The following is a 16,269-nucleotide window of genomic DNA, read 5'->3' as shown; positions in this document are numbered from 1 at the left end:
ATGTCTGCTGCGCATACCGCAACAACGTCCGCTCCGTTCTCGCTCAAGGACTTTCTGGGCAGCTTCATGCTGTTCGAACTGTTCAAGGGCCTGGCCATCACCGGCAAGTACGCTTTCGCCCGCAAGATCACGGTGCAGTTCCCGGAAGAGAAGACGCCGCTGTCGCCGCGTTTTCGCGGCCTGCATGCGCTGCGCCGCTACGAAAACGGCGAAGAGCGCTGCATTGCCTGCAAGCTCTGCGAGGCCGTTTGCCCCGCACTCGCCATCACCATCGAATCCGATGTGCGCGACGACGGCTCGCGCCGCACCACGCGCTACGACATCGACCTGACCAAGTGCATCTTCTGCGGCTTCTGCGAAGAAAGCTGCCCGGTCGATTCGATCGTCGAAACCCACATCTTCGAATACCACGGCGAAAAGCGCGGCGACCTGTACTTCACCAAGGACATGCTCCTTGCCGTGGGCGACCGCTACGAAAAAGAAATTGCAGCGAACAAGGCGGCCGACGCCAAGTACCGCTGATCCCGGCCAGCCCGAACCCCGTACCAATTCGAATTCCAATGGACGTCAAGACCGGTCTGTTCTATCTGTTTGCCGCGGTGCTGCTGTTCGCGGCCTTCCGCGTCATCACCGCCCGCAATCCCGTGTACGCGGCGCTGTACCTGGTGCTCGCCTTCTTCCAGGCGTCGGCCATCTGGCTGCTGCTGCGCGCCGAGTTCCTGGCGATCTCGCTCGTGCTCGTCTACGTGGGGGCGGTGATGGTGCTGTTCCTGTTCGTCGTGATGATGCTGGACATCAACGTGGACGGCTTGCGGCAGGGGTTCTGGAAGCACTTTCCGCTGGCAGCTGGCGTGGGCGCGCTCATTGCGCTTGAAATGGCTGCCGTGCTGATGGGCGGCTTCCGCCTGGCGGAGCCGCCGCGCGCCGGGGCTGCCGCTGCAGCCAACAGTTCCAACACGCTCGAGCTCGGCAAGCTGCTGTACTCCGAGTACCTGTACCCGCTCGAAATTGCGGCTGTCATCCTGCTCGTGGCCATCGTGGCCGCCATTGCACTCACGCTGCGTACCCGCAAGGACAGCAAGTACGTCAACCCGTCCGACCAGGTGCGCGTGAAGGCACGCGACCGCGTGCGCATCGTGCAGATGCCGGTCACGCGCGCTGCCGAGCCCGTGGTCGAAGCACCCGCAGATGCAGGCACAGCAGCGGCGGCAAAGGAAAACAAGGCATGACGCTCACGCTCGGACACTTTCTTTCGCTCGGCGCAATGCTCTTTGCGCTTTCGGTGATCGGCATTTTCCTGAACCGCAAGAACCTCATCGTGCTGCTGATGGCGATCGAGCTGATGCTGCTCGCGGTAAACATGAACTTCGTGGCGTTCTCGTACTACCTGGGCGACATGCACGGCCAGATCTTCGTGTTCTTCATCCTGACGGTGGCTGCGGCCGAGTCGGCAATCGGTCTCGCGCTGCTGGTCTTGTTGTTCCGCAACAAATCCAACATCAACGTAGACGAACTCAACTCGCTCAAGGGTTGAAAGCAGTATGAGCGCAACCCTTTCCGCATCCACCCTGCTGGCCGTGCCGCTGGCACCCCTGGTCGGCGCCGCCGTTGCCGGCCTGTTCGGCACGAAGTTCGGCGGCAACCACATCGGCCGCAAAGTCACGCATTCGCTGACCATCCTCGGCGTGCTGGTCGCCTTCATCATCTCGGCCATGACGCTGAAGTCGGTGGTCGTCGACGGCGCCCGCTTCAACGCCACCATCTACGAATGGATGATGGTCGGCGGCCTGAAGATGGAAGTCGGCTTCCTGGTCGACGGGCTCACGGCCATGATGATGTGCGTGGTGACCTTCGTCTCGCTGATGGTGCACATCTACACCATTGGCTACATGGAAGAAGACGAGGGCTACAACCGCTTCTTCGCGTACATCTCGCTCTTCACCTTCTCCATGCTGATGCTCGTCATGAGCAACAACATGCTCCAGCTGTTCTTCGGCTGGGAAGCGGTGGGCTTGGTGTCGTACCTGTTGATCGGCTTCTGGTTCAACAAGCCCACGGCCATCTTCGCCAACATGAAGGCCTTCCTGGTCAACCGCGTGGGCGACTTCGGCTTCATCCTGGGCATCGGCCTGATCGCGGCCTACGCCGGCACGCTGAACTACGGCGAAGCCTTCGCCAAGGCCAACACGCTGGCCGGCATTACCTTCCCCGGCACCGAGTGGATGCTGGTGACCGTGATCTGCATCTGCCTGTTCATCGGCGCCATGGGCAAGAGCGCGCAGTTCCCGCTGCACGTGTGGCTGCCCGACTCGATGGAAGGCCCGACGCCCATCTCCGCGCTGATCCACGCGGCAACCATGGTGACGGCCGGCATCTTCATGGTGGCGCGCATGTCGCCGCTGTTCGAACTCAGCGATACCGCGCTCTCGTTCATCCTGGTGATCGGTGCCATCACGGCGCTGTTCATGGGATTCCTGGGCATCATCCAGAACGACATCAAGCGCGTGGTCGCGTACTCGACGCTCTCGCAGCTCGGCTACATGACGGTGGCGCTTGGCGCGTCGGCCTATTCGGTCGCGGTGTTCCACCTGATGACGCACGCCTTCTTCAAGGCGCTTCTCTTCCTGGGCGCAGGATCGGTGATCATCGGCATGCACCACAACCAGGACATCCGCTGGATGGGCGGCGTGCGCAAGTACATGCCCATTACCTGGATCACGTCGCTGCTGGGGTCGCTCGCGCTGATCGGCACGCCGTTCTTCTCGGGCTTCTACTCCAAGGACAGCATCATCGAGGCGGTGCACGAAAGCCACCTGTGGGGTGCGCAGTTTGCCTACTACGCGGTGCTGGCCGGCGTGTTCGTCACGGCGTTCTATTCGTTCCGCATGTACTTCCTGGTGTTCCATGGCAAGGAGCGCTACGACCAGAACCCCGATGCACACCACGACGACCATGCAGCGCATGGCGACGACCACGGCCATGGCCATCAAGACCACAAGCCGCATGAGTCACCGATGGTGGTGTGGCTGCCGCTGGTGCTGCTGGCCATTCCGTCCGTGGTGATCGGCTTCATGACGATCCAGCCGATGCTCTTCGGCGAGTTCTTCAAGGACGCGATCTTCGTGGACGCTACCAAGCACCATGCGATGAAGGAACTCGGCGAAGCGTTCCACGGCCCGGTGGCCATGGCGATCCACGGACTGCAAACCCCGCCGTTCTGGCTGGCGCTCGCGGGTGTGGTTGTTTCGTACCTCATGTACATGCAGTTCCCGGCAGTGCCCGCCGCGATCAAGCGCGCGTTCGGCCCGGTCTACCGCCTGCTCGACAACAAGTACTACCTCGACTGGATCAACGAGAACATCGTCGCCCGCGGCGCGCGTGCCCTTGGCACCGGCCTGTGGAAGGGCGGCGACCAGGCGCTGATCGATGGCGCCGTGGTCAACGGTTCGTGGAAGGTCGTCGGCCGCATCTCCGGTGTGGTGCGGTGGCTGCAGTCGGGCTACATCTATCACTACGCCTTCGCGATGCTGCTTGGCATCTTCATCCTGATGACGTACTTCGTCTGGTTCAAACGCTGAGCCCGAACGCTGGAGAAAAAGAAAAATGGGTTTGTTGAGCCTTGCCATCTGGGTGCCGATCGCATTCGGTACCGCGCTGCTGGCGTTTGGGCGTGACGAGAACGCCAGGGGCGTGCGCTGGGTCGCGCTGGTCGGCGCGATCGTCAGCTTCCTGGTCACCGTGCCGCTTTACACGGGCTTTCAGAACGGCACTGCCGCAATGCAGTTCGTCGAGAAGGCCAGCTGGATATCGCGCTTCAACGTCAACTACCACCTCGGTGTCGACGGGTTGTCGCTCTGGCTGGTGCTGCTGACCTCGTTCATTACCGTCGTGGTCGTGATCTCGGCCTGGGAAGTGATTACCGAGCGCGTCAACCAGTACATGGGCGCGTTCCTGATTCTTTCCGGCTTCATGATTGGCGTGTTTGCCGCGCTCGACGGCATTCTGTTCTACGTGTTCTTCGAAGCCACGCTGATCCCGATGTACCTGATCATCGGCATCTGGGGCGGTCCGAACAAGATCTACGCAGCATTCAAGTTCTTCATCTACACCTTGCTCGGCTCGCTGCTGATGCTGGTGGCGTTGATCTACCTGTACAACAAGTCGGGCGGCAGCTTCGACATCCTGAGCTGGCACAAGCTGCCGCTCGGCTCGACGGCGCAGACCTTCCTGTTCTTCGCGTTCTTTGCCGCCTTCGCGGTCAAGGTGCCGATGTGGCCGGTCCACACCTGGCTGCCCGACGTGCACGTCGAGGCGCCGACCGGCGGCTCGGCGGTGCTGGCCGCCATCATGCTGAAGCTCGGCGCCTATGGTTTCCTGCGCTTCTCCATGCCGATCGCTCCCGATGCATCGCACGAATGGGCCTGGCTCATGATCGCGCTGTCGCTCATCGCGGTGATCTACGTCGGCCTGGTGGCGCTGGTGCAGGAAGACATGAAGAAGCTCGTCGCTTATTCATCCGTCGCGCACATGGGCTTCGTGACTCTCGGCTTCTTCATCTTCAACGAGCTGGGCGTGTCCGGCGGCATCGTGCAGATGATTGCGCACGGCTTCGTCTCGGGCGCCATGTTCCTGGGCATCGGCGTGCTTTACGACCGCGTGCATTCGCGCCAGATTGCCGACTACGGCGGCGTGGTCAACACCATGCCCAAGTTCGCCGCGTTCGCGCTGCTGTTCGCCATGGCCAATTGCGGCCTGCCGGGCACCGCCGGTTTCGTGGGCGAGTGGATGGTCATCCTGGGTGCGGTCAAGTCCAACTTCTGGATCGGCCTGGGCGCCGCAACGGCACTGATCTTCGGCGCGGCGTACACCCTCTGGATGTACAAGCGCGTGTACCTTGGCCCGGTCGGCAACGACCACGTCAAGGAGCTCACCGACATCAACGCCCGCGAGTTCCTGATGCTCTCGCTGCTTGCCATTGCCGTGCTGTGGATGGGCATCTATCCGAAGCCATTCACCGATGTGATGGACGTTTCCGTGATGGAGCTCCTGCGCCATGTGGCAACTTCCAAACTGCCCTGATTCCACGCTGAAGAAGAGAACGAGATGATTGACAAACTCAGCTGGGTCGCGATCTACCCCGAAATCGTGCTGCTGGTCATGGCCTGCATCATTGCGCTCGTCGACCTGTCGACCACCAGCGCCCGCCGCACGCGCACCTACATCCTGACGCTGCTCACGCTGGCCGTGGTGGCTGTGCTCACTGGCATGGCCGCCAACGACGGCAAGACGATCTACGGCTTTGGCGGCATGGTCGTGAGCGACCCCATGGGCAACTGGCTCAAGTGCTTTGCCACGGTCGCGCTGATGGTCACGCTGGTCTACGGCCGTCCCTACGCGGCAGACCGCGAAATGCTGCGCGGCGGCGAACTGTTCACCATCAGCATGTTCGCGCTGCTGGGCATGTTCGTGATGATCTCGGGCAGCAACTTCCTCCTGATCTACCTGGGTCTCGAGCTGCTCACCTTGTCCAGCTACGCCTTGGTGGCGCTGCGCCGGGACAACGCGGTGGCCAGCGAAGCGGCCATGAAGTACTTCGTGCTCGGCGCGATGGCCAGCGGCTTCTTGCTCTACGGCCTATCGATGCTCTACGGCGCCACCGGCTCGCTCGACGTGAACGAAGTGTTCAAGATCATCGCCAGCGGCAAGGTGAACCATCAGGTGCTGGTGTTCGGCCTGGTGTTCATCGTTGCGGGCCTGGCCTTCAAGGTAGGGGCGGCGCCTTTCCACATGTGGGTGCCTGACGTGTACCAGGGCGCACCGACCGCGGTCACGCTGCTGATCGGCGCGGCGCCCGAGCTGGCCGCCTTTGCCATCATCATCCGCCTGCTGGTGGAAGGGCTGCTGCCGCTCGCCATCGACTGGCAGCAGATGCTGGCCCTGCTGGCGATTGCTTCGCTGCTGGTGGGCAACCTGGCCGCCATTGCGCAGACCAACCTCAAGCGCATGCTGGCCTACTCGACCATTGCGCAGATGGGCTTCATGCTGCTCGGCTTGGTGGCGGGCGTGGTCAACGGCAATACCTACAACGCGCAGTTCGCATACAGCGCGTCGATGTTCTACATCGTGACCTACGTTCTGACCACGCTGGCGAGCTTCGGCATCATTTTGCTGCTGGCGCGCGAAGGCTTCGAAAGCGAAGAAATCACCGATCTTGCCGGCCTCAACCAGCGCAGCCCGCTGTATGCCGGCGTGATGGCTATTGCGATGTTCTCGCTCGCCGGTCTGCCGCCGCTGGTCGGGTTCTACGCCAAGCTCGCGGTCCTGCAGGCGCTGATCGCCTCGGGCCAGGCGATCTACATCGGCTTGGCGGTGTTCGCGGTGATCATGTCGCTGATCGGCGCTTTCTACTACTTGCGCGTGGTCAAGGTCATGTACTTCGATGCACCCGTTACCGTCAGCACCGTGTCGGCGCCGCGCGACGTGCGTGCCGTGCTCTCGGTCAATGGCCTGCTCATTCTCGTGCTGGGCATCGTTCCCGGCGGCCTCATGACGCTGTGCGCCAAGGCGATCGTGGCCACGCTGGCCAACTGATCCCGGTTCACTCACGGTGTCGCAAACCGCATCGGTCTGGGTCGTTCTGCTGGTAGCGCTGGTGGCGGCCAACCTGCCGTTCTTCAATGAACGGTTGTTCGGCGTCGTGCCGCTGGCCACGCGGCCCAAGCCGCTCGCAGTGCGGCTCGCCGAATTGGTGGCGCTGTATTTCGTGGCCGGCGGCATCGGCTTTCTGTTCGAAAGCCGGGCAGGGCAGATTGCTCCCCAAGGCTGGGAGTTCTATGCGGTGACCGGCGCGCTTTTCATCGTGCTGGCTTTTCCCGGGTTCACCTGGCGCTACCTGATGAAGCATAGGCACTCACATGACTGATCCGGCCATCGACTCGCATCTGAAGGAAGAACGCACCGCCAGCGAGGTGCTGCTCAAGGGCAACTTTCTCAAAGTGTGCCGCGATACGGTGCGTCTGCCCGATGGCCATACCGCCACGCGCGAGTACGTGATTCACCCGGGCGCGGTGGTGGTGGTTCCTCTTCTGGACGACGGCCGCGTGGTGCTGGAGCGGCAATACCGCTATCCGGTTGGACATGTGATGGTCGAGTTTCCGGCCGGCAAGCTCGACGCGGGCGAAGATCCGCTGGTTTGCGGCCAGCGCGAACTGCTCGAGGAAACCGGCTACACCGCGCGTGAATGGGCCTATGCCGGCGCCATGCACCTGGCGGTGGCGTACTCCACCGAAATCATCCACATCTACTTTGCGCGCGGCCTCTCGCTCGGCACGCGCCAGCTCGACCACGGCGAGTTTCTCGACGTATTCACGGCCACGCCGCAGGAAGTGGCCGGCTGGTGCCGCGAAGGCAAGATCACCGACGCCAAGTCGCTCACCTGCACGCTGTGGCTGCAGAACGTCCTTTCGGGCGCATGGGCACTCGATTGGCAGGGCACCGCTTCGCAAGGCGGCGCGGGATAATCCGCGCATGAAGGTTCTCGATCTCCGCTGCTCGCACGGCCACGGCTTCGAAGGCTGGTTTGCGTCCAACGAAGCTTTTGAAAGTCAACTCGCCGATGGCCTGGTTGAATGCCCGGTCTGTGCCGACACGCGCATCGTCAAGCTGTTGAGCGCACCGCGCCTCAACCTGGGCAATGCCAAGGCGCCCGCAGAGGCCGCCGCATCGCCGGCACCAGCAGCATCGTCAGCCCAGGTGCCCGCCGAACAGTCTCCAGAAGCACGCTGGATGCGCGCCGTGCGCGAAGTTCTTGCAAAGACCGAGGACGTCGGCGACCGTTTTGCCGACGAGGCGCGCAAGATGCATTACGGCGAAACCGAAGAGCGCGGCATCCGCGGCCAGGCAACGCGCGAGCAGACCGAAGCGCTGATGGACGAGGGCATTCCGGTCATGCCGCTGCCGATTCCCGCAGCCCTCAAGGAAACGCTGCAGTAGCAGCAATCTGCTGCCGCCCGTCGTGGCGGCTCAGGCAGTGAATTGAAGGGCGGCCAGGCGGGCATACACCCCGCCTTGCGCCACCAGCGTGGCATGCGTCCCTTGTTCCACGATGCCGCCATGGTCGAGCACGATGATGCGATCGGCCTTTTGCACCGTGGCGAGCCGGTGTGCAATGACCAGCGTAGTGCGGCCTTCCATGGCCGATTCGAGCGCGGCCTGCACCATGCGCTCGCTCTCCGCATCGAGCGCGCTCGTGGCTTCGTCCAGCAACAGGAGCGGCGGGTTCTTGAGAATGGCGCGCGCAATCGCAATGCGCTGGCGCTGTCCGCCCGAAAGGCGCACCCCACGTTCACCAAGGAAGGTGTCGTAGCCCTCTGGCAGCGCTTGCAGAAAGTCGTGGGCAAAGGCTGCGCGGGCAGCGGCGTGCACTTCGTCGGCCGTTGCCTCGGGGCGGCCATAGCGGATGTTCTCGAAGGCGCTGGCCGAGAAGATCACCGCGTCTTGCGGCACCAGTCCGATACGCGTGCGCAGGTCTGGCAAGGCCAGTGAAGCCAGCGGCGCGCCGTCGAGCAGCAAGTGGCCCGACTGCGGATCGTAGTAGCGCAGCAGCAGCTGGAAAACCGTGCTCTTGCCTGCGCCGCTCGAACCCACCAGCGCCACCGTCTCACCGGGTGCGACGTCCAGGCTGAAGTCTTTCAGCGCCGGAGTGCCGGGCCTGGAAGGGTAGTGAAAAGTGACGGCCTCGAACTTGACGGCACTGCCCGCCACCGGAACGGGCGCAGCCGCGGGTGCGGCCGGCGAAACGATGGCGGCCGGCGCGTGCAGCAGTTCCATCAGGCGCTCGGTGGCGCCCGCTGCCCGAAGCAGATCGCCGTAGACCTCGCCAAGCACGGCGGTCGCGCTTGCAAGAATGGCCACATAAACGACCGTCTGGCCGAGATGGCCGGCCGTGATGTCGCCGCGCAGCACGGCTTGCGTGCCCTGGTACAGGCCCCAGAGCAGCGCCGCCGACGTCGCGATGATGATGAAGGCCACCAGCACCGAGCGCGCCTTGGTGCGCCGCACGGCGGTTCTGAAGGCGTTCTCGGTCGACGCATTGAAGCGGCCGGCCTCACGCGCTTCGGCGGTGTAGCTTTGCACCACCGGAATCGCATTGAGCACCTCGGCCGCGATGGCGCTCGAATCGGCCACGCGGTCCTGGCTGGCGCGCGAGAGCTTGCGCACGCGCCGGCCAAACCACATGCTCGGCAGCACCACCAGCACCAGAATGCCCAGCACCTGCACCATCACGTAGGGGTTGGTCCAGATCAGCACCGCCAGCGCGCCAACGCCCATGACGGCGTTGCGCAGCCCCATGCTGAGGGACGAGCCGACCACCGTCTGTACCAGCGTGGTGTCCGCCGTCAGGCGCGACAGCACTTCGCCGGTTTGCGTCGTCTCGAAGAACGCCGGGCTCTGGCGCAGCACGTGTCCGTAGACCGCATTGCGCAGGTCGGCTGTCACGCGCTCGCCGAGCCAGCTCACCGTATAGAAGCGCGCCGCCGAGAAAACCCCCAGTGCCACGGCCACAGCGAAAAGGGCGCCGAAATGCTCGCGCAATGCCATGGTTTGTGCACCCTTGTCGGCGCTGATCAGTCCGCCGTCTATGAGGCTGCGCAGCGCCAGCGGAAACACCAGCGTAGTGACGGCAGCCATCACCAGAAAAATTCCGGCCAGCACGATCTGGACGCGGTAGGGCCGAAGAAAAGGGCTCAGGCCCGACAGGGATCGGGGCGAGCCCTTGGCCGGCGAGGACAGGGGAGAGGAAGCCATGAGACCGATTCTAGCGACCCTTGCCGCCGCAAAGGCGGCCTTGACAATAATTGCTTGGGCAATTAATATTTGGGCCATGAGCGATGCAGACACCCCGCAAGTCCCTTCCGCCTTCGGTGACCCCGAACGGCGGCCGGCCGACTTCTACCGAGCCGAGACCTACAAAGCCGAGGAAAGCATCGGGTATTTGATGCGGCGCATATTGAGTGCGGTGGCCCAGGCCGTGGAAACCCGCATGTGCGAGCCCGGCAGCCCGACCTTTCCCCAATGGTTGCCCCTGTACAAGTTGCACGTCGGCGCCGCCACAACGGTCGCCGAACTGGCCCGGGCTTGCGAGCTCGACGCCGGTGCCATGACGCGCCTGCTCGACCGCCTGGAAGCCAAGGGCCTGTGCCGCCGCGTCCGGTCGCTCGAAGACCGTCGCGTGGTCAATATCGAACTTACCGAAGAAGGCCGTGCCGCCGCCAAGGAAGTTCCGCACGTGCTCAGCCGCGTGCAGAACGAGCACCTGGCGGGTTTCACCAACGAAGAATGGGAGCAGCTTAAGGGTTACCTGCGCCGCATCCTCGAGAACGCGCAGGCCCTCGCAGCCCGTGGAGAAAAGAATGACTGAATCCCTTGCCGCGCGCGCCATGCGCCGCACCCCTGTTGTTGCCGCCGCGCTCCTCATGGTTGCGCTGGCCGGCTGTGCTGACATGGCCGGCATCAACTCGCACGCCAAGCTGCGCGATGCGTCGTCTCTCGGCATTGCCGCCGACACCAATGCGGCGGTTGTGCCCAGCGTCGACAGCCAGTGGTGGCGCACTTTTGGCGACGCGCAACTCAACACGCTGATCGACCGGGCCGTGGACGGCAACCCTAACCTCCAGGTGGCACGTGCGCGCCTCGCGCGGGCGCAAGCCTCGGCGGACATTGCCGAGTCGGCCCTCAAGCCAAAGGTAAACGGCGAGCTGAACCTGAACCGCCAGAAGTTCAACAGCAACTACATCTATCCCGCACCGCTAGGCGGCTCGACCCAGAACATCGGGCTGCTGCAGCTCGGCGCAAGCTGGGAGCTCGACTTCTTCGGCAAGAACCGCACCGCGCTCGAGGCCGCCATCGGCGCCGCCAATGCAGCTGCGGCCGACGCCGATGCCGCCCGCGTGCTGCTGGCCAGCAACGTGGCGCGCAGCTACTTTCAATGGGCCCGGCTGAACGAACAGCTCGGCGTGGCCCAGCGCACGCTGGCCCAGCGCGATGAAACGCTCAAGCTGGTACGCGACCGCGTGTCCGCCGGCCTCGACACCCGCCTCGAGCTGCGCCAGAGCGAAGGCGGCCTGCCCGAGGCGCGCCAGCAGATCGAAGCGCTCAGGGAGCAGATTGCGCTGCAGCAGCACGCGCTCGATGCACTCGTGGGCCAGCCCAACGTGTCCGCATCGCTCAAGCCGCCGATGCTCGAAGCAGTCAAGCCGATTGCGATGCAAGCCAATATTCCGGCCGACCTGCTCGGCCGCCGCGCCGACATTGCGGCCGCGCGCTGGCGCGTCGAAGCAGCCACGAGCGACGTGGCCAATGCAAAGACGCAGTTCTATCCCAACGTGAACCTCACGGCCTTTGCCGGCTTCCAGAGCCTGGGTTTCGGCAAGCTGCTCAAGTCGGGCAGCGAGCAGTGGGGCGTGGGCCCCGCCATCCATCTGCCGATCTTCGAAGGCGGCCAGCTGCGCGCCAACCTGCGCGGCAAGGCCGCCGATCTCGACGCAGCCATCGAGAGCTACAACGCCACGGTGATCGATGCGGTGCGCGACGCGGCCGACCAGGCGTCGAGCGCGCAGTCGATCGCACGCCAGCAGGCCGAACAACGCGACGCGCAGACCGCGGCCGAAGGCGCCTACGACATTGCCGTGCAGCGCTACCGCGCAGGCCTCGGCAACTACCTCAACGTGCTGACCGCGGAGACCGCCGTGCTCGCACAACGCCGGCTGGCCGTGGACCTTGCCGCGCGCGCCCTCGACACGCAGGTGGGCCTGGCGCGCGCCCTCGGCGGCGGCTGGCAAGCGCCAGCCACGGCCACGGCCAATGCGCCGGCCTCATCGGCCGCACTGAACTGAACCGACATTTTTCGTCTTCGGAAAGAACTTCATCATGAGCGATAACAACACTCCGACGCCCGCTGCCACTGCAGCCTCTGCAACACCCGAAGCCCCTGCCAGCAACGGCAAGCGCCGCCGCGCACTCACAGCGCTTGCCGCGGTGGTCATCGTCGCCGGCGGCGGCTGGGGCCTCTACGAATGGCTGGTTGCCAGCCACTACGAGAACACCGACAACGCCTACGTGCAGGGCAACGTGATCCAGATCACGCCCCAGATCGGCGGCACCGTCATGGCCATCAACGCCGACGACACCGACTTCGTGAAAGCCGGCCAGCCGCTGGTGCAGCTGGACCCCGCCGATGCGAAGGTGGCGCTCGAACAGGCCGAGGCCGCGCTCGCCCAAGCGGTGCGCCAGGTGCGCACGCTGTACGCCAACAACGGCTCGCTCGCGGCGCAGGTCAGCTTGCGCCAAGCCGACATCGTCAAGGCGCAGAGCGACATTGCCAAGGCGCAGGACGACCTGCAGCGCCGCCGCGCGCTGTCGGGCAACGGCGCCGTCTCCAAGGAAGAACTCAACCACGCCGAAACCGCGCTCGACAACGCCAAGAGCCAACTCGCAGCGGCGCAAGCCGGCGTGGTGGCCGCGCGCGAGCAGCTTGCAAGCAACCAGTCGCTGACCGAAGGCACCAGCGTGGCCCAGCACCCGAGCGTGCTGGCCGCCGCCGCCAAGGTGCGCGAGGCCTACCTCGCCACGCAGCGCGTGGCCATGCCCGCGCCGGTGGACGGCTACGTCGCCAAGCGCACGGTGCAGCTCGGCCAGCGCGTGGCGGCCGGCACGCCGATGATGTCGATCGTGCCGCTGAACCAGCTGTGGGTCGACGCGAACTTCAAGGAAGTGCAGCTGCGCAACATCCGCATCGACCAGCCCGTGAAGCTCACCGCCGACGTGTACGGCAAGAAGGTCGAGTACACCGGCAAGGTTGCGGGCCTGGGCGTGGGCACCGGCAGTGCGTTTGCGCTGCTGCCCGCGCAGAATGCCACCGGCAACTGGATCAAGGTGGTGCAGCGCGTGCCCGTGCGCATTGCGCTCGACCCCGAGCAGCTCAAGGCCAACCCGCTGCGCATCGGCCTTTCGATGGACGCGGAGATCGACATCACGCAGAAGGGCGGCAAGATGCTGGCCGATGCGCCGCGCGCCACGGCCATTTCGCAGACGCAGGTCTACAGCAAGCTCGACGACGGTGCCAATGCAGAAGTCGATCGCATCGTGGCCGCCAACCTCGGCCGCAGCGCGCCCGCAGCGGCCGCGCAGCCGGCGGGCCGTGCCGCAGCAACGTCCGCAACCGCAGGCAACGCGGGTCACACGGCATCGCAGTCGCACCCCGGCTGATCGCCGCCGGTCTTCAAGGCAAAGCCAATGGCCACTGCTGCCGCTTCCGCTTACGTAGCGCCGCCGCCGCTCGAGGGCTCCGCCCGCGTGTGGGGCACCATCGCGCTTTCTGCGGCAACGTTCATGAACGTGCTCGATTCGTCGATCGCGAACGTGTCGCTGCCGGCCATCTCGGGCGACCTGGGGGTGAGCACCACCCAGGGCACCTGGGTCATCACCAGTTTCGCGGTGGCCAACGCCATTGCGGTGCCGCTCACGGGTTTCATGACCCAGCGCTTCGGCCAGGTGCGCCTGTTCATGGCGAGCGTGATCCTTTTCATGGTCAGTTCGCTGCTCTGCGGGCTGGCACCCAACATGACCATGCTGATCGCGTTCCGCGCGCTGCAGGGCTTCGTCGCGGGCCCGATGATCCCGCTGTCGCAGACGCTGCTGCTCTCGAGCTACCCGCGCGCCAAGGCCGGCCTGGCCATGGCCATGTGGTCGATGACCACGCTCGTGGCGCCTGTGATGGGGCCGCTCCTTGGCGGCTGGATCACCGACAACATCTCGTGGCCGTGGATCTTCTACATCAACATTCCCGTGGGCATTGTTGCGGCGGCCATCACCTGGGCGCTTTACCGCGACCGTGAAAGCACCACGCGCAAGGTGCCCATCGACGCCATCGGCCTCGCACTGCTGGTGCTGTGGGTCGGCGCGATGCAGCTCATGCTCGACAAGGGCAAGGAGCTCGACTGGTTCCATTCGCCCGAGATCATCACGATGGCGGTGGTGGCCGTGGTCGGCTTCGCGTTCTTCCTTATTTGGGAGCTGACGGACAAGCACCCGGTGGTCGACCTTTCGCTCTTCAAGCGGCGCAACTTCTGGTCGGGCGCGGTGGCCACCGCCGTGGCTTACGGCCTGTTCTTCGGCAACGTGGTGCTGCTGCCGCTGTGGCTGCAGCAGTGGATGGGCTACACCGCCACGCAGGCCGGCATGATCATGGCGCCCGTGGGGCTCCTGGCCATCTTCTTCTCGCCGGTGGTGGGGCTCACCGTGTCGAAGATCGATCCGCGCCGCTACGCGACCTTCTCGTTCCTGGTGTTTGCGCTGGTGCTGTGGATGCGGTCGAACTTCAACACGCAGGCCGACTTCGTGACGATCATCATCCCGACGATCATCCAGGGCATTGCAATGGCGTTCTTCTTCATTCCGCTGGTGACCATCACGCTGTCGGGCCTCACGCCCGACCGCATTCCGGCTGCCTCGGGCCTGTCGAACTTCCTGCGCATTACCGCGGGCGCCATGGGCACTTCGATCACCACCACGCTGTGGGAGAACCGCGCCGCGCTGCATCACTCGCAACTGGCCGAATCGGTGAACCTGGGCAACGGCGCGGCAACCAGCGCGATGAACGGGTTGGCGAGCAGCGGCTTGAGCAGCGAGCAGGTGCTGGGCCAGATCAACCGGCTGGTCGACCAGCAGTCGTTCATGCTGGCCGCGAACGACATCTTCTATGCGTCGGCCATTCTGTTCCTGCTGCTGATACCGCTGGTATGGTTGGCACGGCCGCAAAAGGGCGGAGCGGGCGGCGACGCCGCGGCAGGCGCGCACTAGGCGTCGAGCAAAGCCGCGCACCACCGGGGGCACTGCGCGCGCTGGTCACGCACCCAGCGCGCGCAGCACGTCGTAGCACGCGCCCATGGTGTGATAGTCCGTCTTGCCGGCGGGGCTCTTCTCGTCGCTGATCTTGCGGTTGTCCGGCGTGAGAATGCGGTACCACGCCCCGTGCCGGTGGTCGACGAAATGCTCCCAGCTGTAGGCCCAGATGCGGTCGTACCAGCTCCAATAGCCCGCATCGCCGGTGCGCGCGGCCAGCAGCGCCGCGGCGGCGAAGCTCTCGGCCTGCACCCAGAAGTACTTGTCGCCGTCGCACACTTTGCCGTCGGGGCCGAATCCGTAGACGAGGCCGCCATGTTCCGCGTCCCAGCCGCGCAGCATGGCGGTGTCGAAGAAATGCCTGGCACGCGGCACGATCCAGTCCGCTTCGCGGCCCGCGGCAACAAGCGCTCGCTCCAGCTGCAGCAGCAGCTTGGTCCACTCGGTGAGATGGCCCGTCTGAAAACCCCAGGGCCGGAAGATGTTGGTCTTGTCGCCGCGGTTGTAGTCCCAGTCGATCGACCAGTCTTCGCGGTAGTGCTCCCACACGAGTCCGCCGGCCAGCGCGGCGAGCTTGCCCGTTACCGATGCTGCAAGCGCCCGCGCACGATCGAGATAGCGCGGCTCCTGCGTTGCTTCGTATGCGGCAAGCATCGCCTCGCAGGCATGCATGTTGGCGTTCTGTCCCCGATACGGCCCCACGTGCCAATCAGGAGTGGCTTCGTCGGCATACAGCGCATGTTGCGGCTCCCAGAAACGCTGTTCCATCAACTGCCAGGTTTGCTCGAGTCCCGCGCGCGCTTCGCCGATGCCCGCCATCAGCGCGTGCGCGTGAGCAAGCAGCACGAAGGCGAGGCCGTAGCAATGGTGCGTGCCGTCTTGCACGCCGGCTTGCGCATCGTGCCAGTCGATCTGCCATGCATAGCCGCCTCCCGGCTGCGCATGCGCATGCTGCACGAACGCGAGGCCGTGGCGTGCCGCCTCCAGATCCTGCGGCTTGCCGAAGCGCCGGTACGCCATGGCATGGTTGAAGACGAAGCGCGTGCTGCTTACCAGGTGCCGCGTGCGCCGGTCGTACACCGCGCCGTCGTCCTTGAAGAAATGAAAGAAGCCGCCTGACGGGTCGCGGCTGACCGGCGCATAGAACGCCAGCGTGTTCAGGATGTGGTCAGCAAGAAAGTCGGGTGAGCGGAAGTTCGGCATGGGAAACACGGGGTAAGGGTTCGAACCGATAAGCCATTGTCATTGTGACGACAGTCGCCCGATGCCGGAACCGCCGGCGCGGGCAGGTTGCACTGCAGCATAGGCATTTGCCCCAGTATGCAAGTGCGAGGCGCCCACCAACAATCAGGCCGCGCTCGGTAGTGG

The 16,269-nt window shown here is 64.7% G+C and carries 15 protein-coding genes; 13 read left to right on the top strand and 2 right to left on the bottom strand.

The window, feature by feature from the left end:
* The 9 genes from nuoI to GOQ09_RS17855 are packed head-to-tail and all read left to right on the top strand — an operon-like array spanning position 1 to position 7,992.
* Positions 1-522, top strand: a complete 522-nt coding sequence (gene nuoI, locus GOQ09_RS17895) for an NADH-quinone oxidoreductase subunit NuoI (protein ID WP_055805171.1) — start codon at positions 1-3, stop codon at positions 520-522.
* A 38-nt stretch (positions 523-560) separates the two neighbouring features.
* On the top strand, positions 561-1,229 hold the full coding sequence (locus GOQ09_RS17890) for an NADH-quinone oxidoreductase subunit J (RefSeq protein ID WP_157614741.1): 669 nt from the start codon (positions 561-563) through the stop codon (positions 1,227-1,229).
* A complete protein-coding gene (gene nuoK, locus GOQ09_RS17885; RefSeq protein WP_012748597.1) occupies positions 1,226-1,534 on the top strand; it encodes an NADH-quinone oxidoreductase subunit NuoK in 309 nt (102 codons plus the stop codon). Before GOQ09_RS17890 ends, nuoK begins: the two co-directional genes overlap by 4 nt.
* A 7-nt stretch (positions 1,535-1,541) precedes the next feature.
* Complete coding sequence (nuoL, locus tag GOQ09_RS17880) at positions 1,542-3,578, top strand: NADH-quinone oxidoreductase subunit L (RefSeq protein WP_157614740.1); 2,037 nt, start codon at positions 1,542-1,544, stop codon at positions 3,576-3,578.
* 25 nt (positions 3,579-3,603) lie between these two features.
* Entirely contained in the window at positions 3,604-5,079 is a 1,476-nt protein-coding gene (locus GOQ09_RS17875; protein WP_157614739.1) for an NADH-quinone oxidoreductase subunit M, read from the top strand.
* Between the two features lie 24 nt (positions 5,080-5,103).
* On the top strand, positions 5,104-6,591 hold the full coding sequence (gene nuoN, locus GOQ09_RS17870) for an NADH-quinone oxidoreductase subunit NuoN (RefSeq protein WP_157614738.1): 1,488 nt from the start codon (positions 5,104-5,106) through the stop codon (positions 6,589-6,591).
* Between the two features lie 16 nt (positions 6,592-6,607).
* Positions 6,608-6,922 (top strand): DUF2818 family protein, encoded by a 315-nt coding sequence (locus GOQ09_RS17865; RefSeq protein WP_157614737.1) that lies wholly within the window; start codon positions 6,608-6,610, stop codon positions 6,920-6,922.
* Positions 6,915-7,520 (top strand): NUDIX domain-containing protein, encoded by a 606-nt coding sequence (locus tag GOQ09_RS17860; RefSeq protein WP_157614736.1) that lies wholly within the window; start codon positions 6,915-6,917, stop codon positions 7,518-7,520. The genes GOQ09_RS17865 and GOQ09_RS17860 overlap by 8 nt, the downstream gene beginning before the upstream one ends.
* Positions 7,521-7,527: 7 nt before the next feature.
* Positions 7,528-7,992 carry a DUF1178 family protein gene (locus tag GOQ09_RS17855; protein WP_157614735.1) on the top strand — a complete coding sequence of 155 codons (465 nt, stop codon included), beginning with the start codon at positions 7,528-7,530 and terminating at the stop codon, positions 7,990-7,992.
* Between the two features lie 30 nt (positions 7,993-8,022).
* Here the strand turns inward: GOQ09_RS17855 and GOQ09_RS17850 are convergent, their stop codons facing one another.
* Positions 8,023-9,807, bottom strand: coding sequence for an ABC transporter transmembrane domain-containing protein (locus tag GOQ09_RS17850; protein ID WP_157614734.1), 1,785 nt, complete (start codon positions 9,805-9,807; stop codon positions 8,023-8,025).
* Between the two features lie 76 nt (positions 9,808-9,883).
* Here GOQ09_RS17850 and GOQ09_RS17845 point away from each other — a divergent pair, with 76 nt between their 5' ends.
* The 4 genes from GOQ09_RS17845 to GOQ09_RS17830 are packed head-to-tail and all read left to right on the top strand — an operon-like array spanning position 9,884 to position 14,859.
* Positions 9,884-10,420 (top strand): MarR family winged helix-turn-helix transcriptional regulator, encoded by a 537-nt coding sequence (locus tag GOQ09_RS17845; RefSeq protein ID WP_157616754.1) that lies wholly within the window; start codon positions 9,884-9,886, stop codon positions 10,418-10,420.
* Positions 10,413-11,894, top strand: a complete 1,482-nt coding sequence (locus GOQ09_RS17840; protein ID WP_157614733.1) for an efflux transporter outer membrane subunit — start codon at positions 10,413-10,415, stop codon at positions 11,892-11,894. The genes GOQ09_RS17845 and GOQ09_RS17840 overlap by 8 nt, the downstream gene beginning before the upstream one ends.
* A gap of 34 nt (positions 11,895-11,928) precedes the next feature.
* Positions 11,929-13,266, top strand: coding sequence for an efflux RND transporter periplasmic adaptor subunit (locus GOQ09_RS17835; protein WP_157614732.1), 1,338 nt, complete (start codon positions 11,929-11,931; stop codon positions 13,264-13,266).
* A 27-nt stretch (positions 13,267-13,293) separates the two neighbouring features.
* Positions 13,294-14,859 (top strand): DHA2 family efflux MFS transporter permease subunit, encoded by a 1,566-nt coding sequence (locus GOQ09_RS17830; protein ID WP_157614731.1) that lies wholly within the window; start codon positions 13,294-13,296, stop codon positions 14,857-14,859.
* Positions 14,860-14,904: 45 nt separating this feature from the next.
* Here the strand turns inward: GOQ09_RS17830 and GOQ09_RS17825 are convergent, their stop codons facing one another.
* The gene (locus GOQ09_RS17825; RefSeq protein ID WP_157614730.1) at positions 14,905-16,104 is read right to left on the bottom strand and encodes an AGE family epimerase/isomerase; all 1,200 of its coding nucleotides are present in this window, start codon (positions 16,102-16,104) and stop codon (positions 14,905-14,907) included.
* Positions 16,105-16,269 lie beyond the last annotated feature (165 nt).

It is taken from the genome of Variovorax paradoxus (assembly GCF_009755665.1).
GTDB lineage: Bacteria > Pseudomonadota > Gammaproteobacteria > Burkholderiales > Burkholderiaceae_C > Variovorax > Variovorax paradoxus_G.
Note: the sequence above shows the minus strand (reverse complement) of the source record. Positions and strands in the feature narration are given on the sequence as shown.